We start from the raw sequence: 10,760 nt of genomic DNA on the forward strand, positions 1-10,760 counted from the left end.
CTCGTGTTGTTATTCGCCTTGATCAGATACATCTAAGTGCTGCAGCGCTGAATAATGCTCTGGACGTCGATCACGATATAAGCCCCAAACGTGACGATCACGTTGCGCCGCACTCAAGTTTAGGCTGTGCGTGATGAATGTTTCGCTTTGGCGGTCGGCACTTACTTGAATCTCGCCCTGATGATCTGTAATAAATGACGAACCATAAAAATCGATGACATTTGTGTTTGTCTCAGCCGATTCTTTTCCGACTCGGTTTGCAGCAATCACCGGAACTTGGTTTGCCGCAGCGTGACCTTGCATTGTGCGACGCCAATGTGGCATCGAATCTAAGTCAGGTTCTTTAGGTTCAGAGCCAATAGCAGTCGGGTATAAAAGTAGTTCAGCGCCGGCTAAAGACATACTTCGTGCAGTTTCTGGGAACCATTGGTCCCAGCAAATACCTACACCAATTTTTGCGTAGCGTGTGTTCCAAACTTTAAAGCCTGTATCGCCAGGCGAAAAATAGTATTTCTCTAAATAGCCATCGCTATCCGGAATATGGGTTTTACGGTACGTGCCTAAAATTTCTCCATCTGCATCGACCATTGCGACAGAGTTAAACAAGACATTACCGGCTTTTTCGTACCAACTAAATGGGATTACAACAGCAAGTTCAGCACAAAGTGCTTGCAGCCATTTGATAGACGGGTTGTCTTTCAGAGCTGTTGCAAGACCGAGATGTTCTAGTTTTATTTCAATACAAAAATATGGCGACTCAAATAATTCTTGAAGTAGAATGATTTGCGCTCCGTCTGCGGCCGCGGCTCGAATCATCTTTTCTAATTTATTCAAATTATCTTGGCGATCCCAACTGCAAGCAATTTGTACTGCAGCGACTTTAACAACTCGATCTTGTGTCATAATTAAACCGTTGATAGCAAAAATTCACGTTCCCAAGAACTAATTACGCGCTTAAAGCCTTCATACTCCGCCCAGCGAGTCCCAATAAAACCATCCACAAACTCTTCGCCTAAGAAGGTTTTGATGTCATCGCAATTTGACATCGCTTCTAGTGCCGCTTCCAAATTTAACGGTAGATAAGGTGCATCTACTTCGTTGTGGCGCCCGACAACAGGGTCTCTCGGCTTAATCTGTTTCATCATGCCTAAGTAGCCACATAACAAGTTGCCCGCGAGTGCCAGGTATGGGTTGGTATCAGAGCCCGGTAAGCGGTTTTCAACACGGCGCGCAGCGGCATTTGCTTGAGGAACTCTTAACCCTACAGTTCTGTTTTCTTCTGCCCACTCAGTATTTACAGGAGCGTTGCCATCTTCACCACTTTGGAAACGGCGATAGCTATTCACGTTTGGCGCAAAAATCGGCATCATTTGTGGGATATATTCTTGAAGGCCGCCAATATAGTGATAAAAGTTTTCAGACGCATCGCCATCTTCATTTGAGAAAATGTTTTTGCCAGTCTTTTTATCGATAATAGATTGGTGAATATGCATCGAACTGCCTGGCTCGCCTTCAATCGGCTTCGCCATAAACGTCGCATCAATTTTGTGTTTCAATGCCGCTTCGCGAACGACTCTCTTAAACACAAATACTTGATCAGCGAGGTGCAAGGCGTCTCCATGGCGGAAGTTGAATTCAAGCTGTGCAGGGCCTTCTTCATGAATAACTGTATCGATATCTAAGTTCATCGATTCACAATAGTCGTAGATATCTTCGATAATTGGATCGAACTCGTTCGCCGCGTCAATGCTGAATGATTGTCTACCAGACTCTTGTCGACCACTTCGACCAACAGGTGGAACCAATGGAAGATCCGGATCCGTGCAGCGCTTAGTAAGGTATAACTCAACCTCAGGTGCAACAATTGGTTGCCAACCTTTCTCATCAAACAAGGCGAGTACTTTCTTCAAAATGGCACGCGGAGATAATGGAAATTCTTTGCCTGCACCATCGAAACAATCGTGAATGATCTGCGCCGAAGGCTCCAATGCCCAAGGAACAGAAAACATCGCACATTCATCTGGTTTTAGAATCATGTCGATATCAGCAGGGTCTAAAAGATTGTAATAGAGCTCGTCATCCGGGTAGTCGCCAGTGGCTGTTTGCAGCATGACAGATTCTGGCAAGCGAATACCTGCCTCTGCGATGAATTTTTCTGTAGGCATTATTTTACCGCGAGCAATACCTGTTTGGTCTGGCGTAATACACTCGACTTCAGTGATATTGTTTTCGGTTAACCAATTGATGATTTTTTGCATGTAATTCGATTAGCGTTGCTGACGTGTTTTACACGCTGCGCCAAAGGCCTCATATAATTTATGTTGAATTGGGTTTTGAGTAACTTGCCATTCAGGGTGCCACTGAAGCGCTAATCCAAATGTAAGTTGTGGAATGCTGAATGCTTCAATAAGACCATCTTCGGCGACTGCTTCAACTTGAAGCCCTTGTCCTAACTCTTTAATTCCTTGGGTATGCAGGGAGTTCACGAGGATATCATTTCGTCCCGTAATCTTGCGCATTATACCGTCTTCGTTGAGCGTGACTGAGTGCGTATCCGCATACTGTTCAGCTAGTGGTGCGTTTTTATCTTCGCGGTGATCATTCATTCCTTCAACTTCGTGAAGGCTTTGATGAAGCGAGCCACCTAACGCAACGTTGATGTCTTGCAAACCACGGCAAACGGCGAACAAAGGCTTGTCTTCTTTAAGCATGTTTTGAATGAGTGCGCGACTAAGATTATCTCGTTGATCATCGTAGTCGAAGTCGGCGTCAATTTTTGACTCACCGTAGAGAGAAGGGTTAACCATTGAGTAGGCGCCTGTTAGAAATACGCCATCTAAGTGCTCTGTCCAATGTGTGATGTCCATGATGTCATTCAGAGCAGGGATCATGATTGGTACGACATCAGCAGCTTCAACGAGAGCACGTAAATACTTGTCTCCCGCGATATGGAATGGATGCGGCGAAATCACTTTAACATCACTAATGACGCCAACGAGCGGTTTTTTACTGGAGGAACCCATAAAATGACCTGTTGTTTGCTTTAATGTACGGAGCATAAAATATTTTTTACACCATGAAAAGCCATTAAGAGATGCAAATACGGTTTTAATCGTCTCTCAAAACGAGTTGTCCATACTTGTTTGACGTTCAAAATAATTTATACTGCGTTCAAAAGATTATACACCTCTGTTGTTCAGATATCTGTACGACATAAACATTTTTGATTGATAGATAAAGGTTGATGGATGCCGATCTCGATACAGTTCACCCAGAGTTATGTTGGTGGTAGCTGGAAAGACAGCCGCAGTGGAAAAACATATGAAGTAGTCGATCCGAGTACTGCAAAATGTATTGCTAGGGTTTCTGACTGCGATGCGCAAGATGCGACGCAAGCCGTTGATGCCGCGCATCAAGCTTTAAATTCATGGCAGAGCAAAACCTCCGTTGAGCGCCATGGCTTGTTGATCAAATGGTTTCAGTTGGTTCAGCAATCTGCGGATATGCTGGCCGAAATTATGACCTTGGAGTCGGGTAAACCGCTTAGTGAATCCTATGCAGAGGTGAATTACGCCGCATCGTATATTGAGTGGTTTGCAGAAGAAGCGAAGCGTGTTTATGGCGATGTGATTCCTGCTGTCAGCCCAGATAAAAAAATGTTGGTGCAGCGTCAAGGTGTTGGTGTTTGTGCAGCCATTACCCCTTGGAATTTTCCCTTAGCGATGATTACCCGAAAGGCCGCTCCAGCGCTTGCTGCCGGGTGCACCATGGTACTGAAACCTGCTGAAGCAACTCCTTTAAGTGCGTTAGCGCTTGCTGACCTTGCAGGCAAGGCAGGTATTCCTGCTGGGGTATTTAATGTTGTCACGGCGAGTCATGGGGTAGATGTCGGTAAGGTATTCTCGCAAGACGCGCGAATCAAAAAGCTTTCTTTCACGGGGTCTACTGCGGTTGGCAAATTACTGTTGAAGCAGTGTGCAGATACGGTTAAACGCGTGTCGATGGAACTTGGCGGCAATGCGCCTTTTATTGTGTTTAATGATGCGGATATTGAACAAGCTGTGGCGGGTGCGATTGCTTCTAAATATAGAAACACCGGTCAAACTTGTGTATGTGCCAATAGATTTTACGTGCAATCAGGTATTTATGATCGTTTTGTCAAGGCTTTAAGTGATGCCGTGAAATCAATGAAAGTCGGGCATGGTTTGGATGAAGGAGTGGTGCAAGGCCCACTTATTAACCAAGCCAGTTTCAATAAGATAGCTGGGCTTGTTCAGGATGCGAAACAAAAAGGGGCAGAGGTTGTCGTTGGCGGCGAGCCGCACTCTCTAGGTGGATTGTTCTATCAACCTACTATCCTTGGCAATATCTCAAGTGACATGGACATCGTTCATCAAGAAATTTTTGGCCCTGTAGCGGCTATTAGCGTGTTTGAAGACGAGGCCGATGTCATCGAAAAAGCCAACAATACGCCATATGGCTTGGCTGCATATTTCTACTCAAAAGATATAGCGCGTGTGTGGCGCGTTTCAGAGGCATTGGAATACGGAATGGTTGGTATCAATGAAGGGGTTATCTCTACTGCCATGGCACCATTTGGCGGTGTTAAAGAGTCTGGTATGGGGAGAGAGGGAAGTCAGTACGGCATGGATGAATATTTGGAACTTAAATACCTCTGCATGGGCGGTTTAAATTAAGGAGTACATGATGCAAAACCAAGAAGTGAGGGATTTTCTTAACCGCTATCCTAAGGTTCAAACCATCGAATTACTGTTGCCTGATCAAAACGGCATTCTTCGAGGTAAACGAATCGAAATTGATCTGCTTGATAAAGTGTACCAAACGGGGTGTTGCCTACCTGCCTCGGTGATGAGTTTAAACAGCCGAGGAGCATCAACTGAAGAAGCGGGTTTGGGTCTTGCACAAGGCGATCGAGATTATGTTTGTAAACCCATTGAGGGCACTTTAGCGATTGTTCCGTGGGTCGAAGATCTCAGCCGTGCGCAAGTGCTCTGTACCATGTTGGAGGATGATGGCTCGCCGATGGATGTTGTACCGCGCAATATCCTCGTTAAAACGAATGAACGTTTTAGCACACTGGGATACAAAGTGGGTATTGCCTTGGAACTTGAGTTCTATTTATTGGATACCGAGAGAACAGAAAATGGCGGGCTGCAGCCACCTAAATCTCCCGCTAGCGGTCATCGAATGAGTTCAACGCAAGTCTATGCAATGCAAGACTTGGCGGATCATAACGACTTTATTGAAGAGGTAATTAGTGCTGCACATATGCAGAATATTCCTGCTGATACGGTCATCGCTGAATATGCACCCGGCCAGTTTGAAGTAAATCTAAACTATGGCGACGATGTCGTGGCTGCTGCAGATCAGGCGCTTCTTTTAAAACGCGTGATTACTTCCATTGCTAAAAAGCGTGGTATGCAAGCCACATTTATGGCGAAGCCGTACCTCGAAGAGGCAGGTAATGGCTTGCATATGCACTTAAGTTTGATGGACGAGTCGGGAACAAATGTGTTCGCGAGTGAACCCCCAACGGATAATCCTTTACTACAATACGCAGTTGCGGGCTTATTAGATATGGCAGATTCATGCCAAGCCTTGTGGAGCCCTAATGTGAATAGCTTTAAGCGTTTAGCTTCTCGCTCCTTTGCGCCTACAAGTAAAACGTGGGGTTACGACAATCGTTCCGTTGCTATGCGTATTCCTTCTGGAAGCCTGTCTTCGACTCGAATCGAGCATCGTATGGCTGGTGCGGATGCAAACCCTTATCTTGCAACGAGTGCGTTGTTAGCGGGTGTGTTTCATGGAATTACCGAAAAGATGACTGCTCCTGAGCCTGTCACAGGTGATGCCTATAAGCAGGACCATCCTTGCGTTGCTGATAACCAAAGAGACTCTTTGAGATTGATGGAATCAGACCCACGCATTAGCGATTGGTTTGGTGCTGAGTTTATTCGCGTGTTTAGCGCAGTGAAATGGGATGATGTAAACATTTTTGAGCAGCAAATTAGTGCCTTAGAGCACGAATTATTACTCCCGTATATCTAAGGTTTCCTTACTTTGATAAAAACGCTCTCCAGCATAATGTGCTCGAGAGCGTTTTTGTTTGTCTTACGCGTTACTCTCTAGAGTAGGCAATACGTTTTATAGGTATTGAGTGTGTAATTTGAGAGCGTGCTTTGAGATTAAGTCACACGAGATTTAGTGCGCAAGATAGAGAAGAACTAGCGGTCGCTAAATAGTTAGACTAAAGCTAGGGCTTAAATGCCTAGCTTATCGCGAAGACCATAATAAAACGCACCGATCGCAGTGTAAGGTACACGGAAGATGCGCCCACCAGGGAAGGGAAGGTGTTTCAAGCTAGCAAAGGTATCAAAGCGCGTCGCATCGCCCTTCAGCGCTTCCGCAATGACCTTGCCTGCTAAATGCGTGGTTGTAACGCCATGACCACTGTAGCCTTGCGCATAGTAGATTGAATCATTGAGTCGGCCGAACTGTGGCAAACGACTCATCGTTAACAAGAAGTCGCCCCCCCATGCATAATCAAATTTGATGCCTTTGAGTTGCGGGAAAGTACGCTCAAGATGTCGACGAAGAAAATGTTCGATTGAATTTGGATCGCCGCCGCCATAGGTGACTCCACCCCCAAACAGTAATCGATTGTCTCCAGTGATACGGTAGTAATCGAGTTTGTAGTTGCAGTCTTCGACACAGTATCCGTTGGGAATGAGAGTGCTTGCGACGGACTCTTCGAGAACTTCGGTCGTGATGATTTGCGTGCCACAAGGCATCGTTTTCGCTGACAACTCCGGTACCAAACCATGCATGTAGGCATTGCCTGCAACAAGAAGATAATCAGCTGTCACACTTCCTTCAGCGGTATGTATTTTAGGGCGACGTGTTCGTTCTATTTTTAATGCGGCAGAGTCTTCATACACAACGCCACCGAGTTGTTCGAACGCCGCTACTTCACCCAGTAACAAATTAAGTGGATGCATATGACCGCCTTTGTGATCTAAGAGGGCGCCTTCATAAACATCAGTATTTATTTCTTTCTGCACTGCATTGCTATCTAACAATTCAAGCTCGGTATGGCCGTAGCGTTCCCATAGCTTTTTCTGTTCTGTTAGCTCGTGCATCTGCTTTGCGTTAAGCGCAGCAAATATGCCACCGGGTTTTAGGTCACAGTCGATATTATATTTTTTGACGCGCTCGCGAATAATGTCGGCACCTTCAAATGCCATAGCGCCAAAGCTATGCCCAGTTGTCTTGCCATAGTTGCGTTCAATGACATCGATATCTCGACTGTAACTATTTACAAGTTGGCCGCCATTGCGACCACTTGCTCCAAACCCAAGGCGTGCGGCTTCAAGTACGACGACCTTGAAGCCTGCTTCGGCGAGGTGTAATGCGCTAGATATGCCAGTGTAGCCACCACCGATAATGCACACGTCTGTATCAATGTTGTCCTTCAGTGCGGGCCTATCATTGCGATCATGACGGGTTGCTGCATAATAGGATTCAGTGTGCTCGGTACGCATATTGGATTACGCCTCGTAGATTACATAGATTTTTTTGCAGTATTTGGGCACCTCCCAGGTACCTGAAAATCCTGCAGGAATGGTAAAAGTGTCGCCAGCTTTAACTGTCTTGCTTTGCCCTGATTCGTCGTGAATGATCGACTCGCCCTCTAGTATGTAGCAGAACTCGTCTTCATCATAACTAACAGTCCAAGCACCGGCCTGTGCGTCCCAAACGCCGGCATGGAATTTCTCATCGCGAGACGAGAATGCATTCCATACATTTTGATGTGGCGTGCCTTTCACAATTTTTTCCGCATCAGGTAGATAGCTATCTACCTGAATATCGGAAACATCAAGGGACTTTATATCATTGATAGACATAAAAGCCTCTTACTTCATGGTTGGCATATTGAACTCTGCCGCTAAACCGTCTCCTGGCCAACGGATGGTAACGGCTTTGCGCTTGGTATAAAAACGCACGCCTTCTTCGCCGTGAACATGATTCGATCCAAACAATGAACGTTTCCAACCGCCAAATGCGTGGAATGCCATTGGTACAGGGATTGGAACATTCACACCTACCATGCCGACTTGAATGTCATGCGCGAACTTACGTGCGATGCTTCCAGAGCGCGTGTAGATAGATGTGCCGTTGCCGTACTCATGATCATTAATCATTTTGGCTGCGGTCGCATAGTCTGGTACGCGTACGACACATAGTACTGGACCAAAAATTTCTTCTTGGTAGATACGCATGTCGGTAGAAACATTGTCGAATAAACAGCCGTTCATGAAGTAACCATCTTCGTGACCTTCTACTGTATGCTCGCGACCATCAACAACTAGCGTTGCGCCTTCTTCCACACCAAGATCTACATAGCCTTTTACTTTTGCTAAGTGCTCTTTAGTAACCAGAGGCCCCATATCTAATCTATGGTTTACGCCATTACCTACTTTAAGTTGACGTGTTTTCTCAGCAAGTTTCTCAACTAGTGCATCGCCAATATCACCAACCGCAACGGCAACAGAAATAGCCATACAACGCTCGCCAGCAGAACCGTATGCAGCGCCCATTAGCGCATTCACAGCGCCATCTAGGTCTGCATCAGGCATAACAATTAGGTGGTTCTTTGCACCGCCTAGTGCTTGAACGCGCTTACAGTGTTTTGAAGCGGTAGAGTAGATATATTCAGCAATTGGCGTAGAGCCAACAAAGCTTACTGCTTCAATGTCTGTGTGAGTGAGTAAGACGTCAACGGACTCTTTGTCACCGTTTACGATATTGAACACGCCATCAGGGAGACCCGCTTCTTTTAACCACTCAGCAACTAAAAATGTTGCGCTTGGATCTTTTTCTGAAGGCTTCAAGATAAAGGTGTTACCCGTAGCAATGGCGATTGGCCACATCCACATAGGTACCATCGCAGGGAAGTTAAAAGGCGTAATGCCCGCCACAACGCCAAGAGGCTGGCTCGTTGAATAAGCATCAATGTCGCGACCTACTTGCTCAGTGAAGTCACCTTTTAATAATTGTGGGATACCGCAAGCGAATTCGACAACTTCTAAACCGCGGGTGATTTCTCCGCAAGCGTCTTCGTATACTTTGCCATGCTCTTTTGTGATTGCCGCAGCTAACTCGTCTCTACGCGCTTCAAGAATAGTTTTAAACTTGAAAAGAATTCGAGAGCGATTCAGTGGCGTTACCGCAGACCAAGAAGTAAATGCTTCTTTTGCTACTGCAATCGCGTTTTCAGTTTCTGCAACGCTTGCGAGTGATACTTCTGCAGTTTGTTGGCCAGTAGCAGGATTATAAACAGGCGCTGTACGTGCGCTCGCTGCTGTGAATTCGCCATTAATAAAGTGTGTTAGTTGATCCATAATTCACCTAGTTTTTTAAGCTTTCAATTGCATCGCCTAACGCAGCGACTAATTGGTCAATTTGTTCGTGATTAATAGTAAGTGGTGGAGATAGTGCAATCGTATCGCCTGTGCATCGCACTAGGGTATTTCCTTTCCAGAAACAGTGCGTAAAGACTTCGTAGCCCTTACTTCCAGGTTTATCTCCGCTATGAAGTTCAATGCCTGCTACTAGGCCGAGGTTACGAATGTCTTTGACTTCGTCATAGCGGCGTAGGCTGTGTACGGCCGTCTGCCAATATTCTTCGAGCTCTAAAGCGCGATCAAATAAACCTTCTTGCTCATAAATATCTAGCGTTGCAAGTCCGGCCGCTGCAGCAACAGGATGTCCTGAATACGTATAACCATGGAATAGCTCGATGACTTCTTCAGGCCCATGCATAAATGCATCATGAATGTGATTACCAGCAAATACTGCACCCATTGGTAGAGCGCCATTTGTGAGGCCTTTTGCCGTCGTCATTAGATCTGGTGTAATGCCGAATCGGGTCGACGCGAATGGTGTTCCGATACGACCGAAACCACTAATTACTTCATCGAAAATAAGAAGAATATCGTGTTTCAAGGTAATTGCGCGTAGCTTTTCTAGGTAGCCTTGTGGCGGAACGTAAACGCCAGCAGAACCGACTAAAGGCTCGACAATAACTGCAGCGATATTCTCTGCTCCATGAAGAAGAACCATGTCTTCAAGCGCATCAGCTAAATAGGCGCCTTCTGGTGGCTGGCCTTTTGCAAAAGCCTGTTCTGGTAAATATGCATGAGGTAGATGGTCAACGCCGGTAAGCAAGCTACCAAAAGCACGTCGATTGTTACCTAAGCCGCCAACTGAAATACCGCCAAAGCCGACACCGTGATATCCGCGTTCACGGCCAATTAAACGTGTTTTTGAAGGATTGCCTTTTGCGCGATGATAAGCCAAAGCGATCTTTAATGCCGTATCGACAGACTCTGAACCTGAGTTGGTAAAAAACACATGATCCATATTCTCTGGCGAGTGCTTCACCAAGCGATCAGCAAGTTGATGTGGTAGTGGATGACTCATTTGGAAGGTCGGCGCAAAATCTAGATTTCGAATTTGCTGACTAACTGCTTGCGAAATTTGTTCGCGACCGTGCCCTGCGTTAGTACACCATAAGCCGGCGGTACCGTCTAAAATTGTACGACCATCATCAGAGGTGTAGTGCATTCCTTCTGCTGAGACGAGCATGCGTGGTTGTTTTTTGAATTGTCGATTAGCCGTGAAGGGCATCCAAAATGCATTGTTATTACCAAAGTCAGAGTTCGACATTTACAAAGCCT

The 10,760-nt window shown here is 45.9% G+C and carries 9 protein-coding genes; 2 read left to right on the top strand and 7 right to left on the bottom strand.

Annotation, left to right across the window (positions count from 1 at the left end):
• Positions 1-9: 9 nt before the first annotated feature.
• The 3 genes from aguB to A3762_RS13905 are packed head-to-tail and all read right to left on the bottom strand — an operon-like array spanning position 10 to position 3,059.
• A complete protein-coding gene (aguB, locus tag A3762_RS13895; RefSeq protein WP_068475940.1) occupies positions 10-903 on the bottom strand; it encodes an N-carbamoylputrescine amidase in 894 nt (297 codons plus the stop codon).
• Between the two features lie 2 nt (positions 904-905).
• On the bottom strand, positions 906-2,258 hold the full coding sequence (locus A3762_RS13900; RefSeq protein ID WP_068475939.1) for a glutamine synthetase family protein: 1,353 nt from the start codon (positions 2,256-2,258) through the stop codon (positions 906-908).
• Positions 2,259-2,267: 9 nt separating this feature from the next.
• Entirely contained in the window at positions 2,268-3,059 is a 792-nt protein-coding gene (locus tag A3762_RS13905; RefSeq protein ID WP_082869137.1) for a gamma-glutamyl-gamma-aminobutyrate hydrolase family protein, read from the bottom strand.
• 189 nt (positions 3,060-3,248) lie between these two features.
• Here A3762_RS13905 and A3762_RS13910 point away from each other — a divergent pair, with 189 nt between their 5' ends.
• Positions 3,249-4,697: an NAD-dependent succinate-semialdehyde dehydrogenase gene (locus A3762_RS13910; RefSeq protein WP_068475938.1), complete on the top strand. Its 1,449-nt coding sequence runs from the start codon at positions 3,249-3,251 to the stop codon at positions 4,695-4,697.
• A 10-nt stretch (positions 4,698-4,707) separates the two neighbouring features.
• Positions 4,708-6,069, top strand: coding sequence for a glutamine synthetase family protein (locus A3762_RS13915; protein ID WP_068475937.1), 1,362 nt, complete (start codon positions 4,708-4,710; stop codon positions 6,067-6,069).
• A 212-nt stretch (positions 6,070-6,281) separates the two neighbouring features.
• Here A3762_RS13915 and A3762_RS13920 read toward each other — a convergent pair whose 3' ends face one another.
• From A3762_RS13920 to A3762_RS13935, 4 genes are read right to left on the bottom strand one after another with little or no spacing between them, the layout of a single operon-like run.
• The gene (locus A3762_RS13920; RefSeq protein WP_068475936.1) at positions 6,282-7,562 is read right to left on the bottom strand and encodes an FAD-binding oxidoreductase; all 1,281 of its coding nucleotides are present in this window, start codon (positions 7,560-7,562) and stop codon (positions 6,282-6,284) included.
• A gap of 6 nt (positions 7,563-7,568) precedes the next feature.
• On the bottom strand, positions 7,569-7,925 hold the full coding sequence (locus A3762_RS27630) for a cupin domain-containing protein (RefSeq protein ID WP_068475935.1): 357 nt from the start codon (positions 7,923-7,925) through the stop codon (positions 7,569-7,571).
• 9 nt (positions 7,926-7,934) lie between these two features.
• A complete protein-coding gene (locus A3762_RS13930) occupies positions 7,935-9,422 on the bottom strand; it encodes a CoA-acylating methylmalonate-semialdehyde dehydrogenase (RefSeq protein WP_068475934.1) in 1,488 nt (495 codons plus the stop codon).
• Between the two features lie 7 nt (positions 9,423-9,429).
• The gene (locus A3762_RS13935) at positions 9,430-10,749 is read right to left on the bottom strand and encodes an aspartate aminotransferase family protein (RefSeq protein ID WP_068475933.1); all 1,320 of its coding nucleotides are present in this window, start codon (positions 10,747-10,749) and stop codon (positions 9,430-9,432) included.
• Positions 10,750-10,760 lie beyond the last annotated feature (11 nt).

The organism is Oleiphilus sp. HI0125 (genome assembly GCF_001635355.1).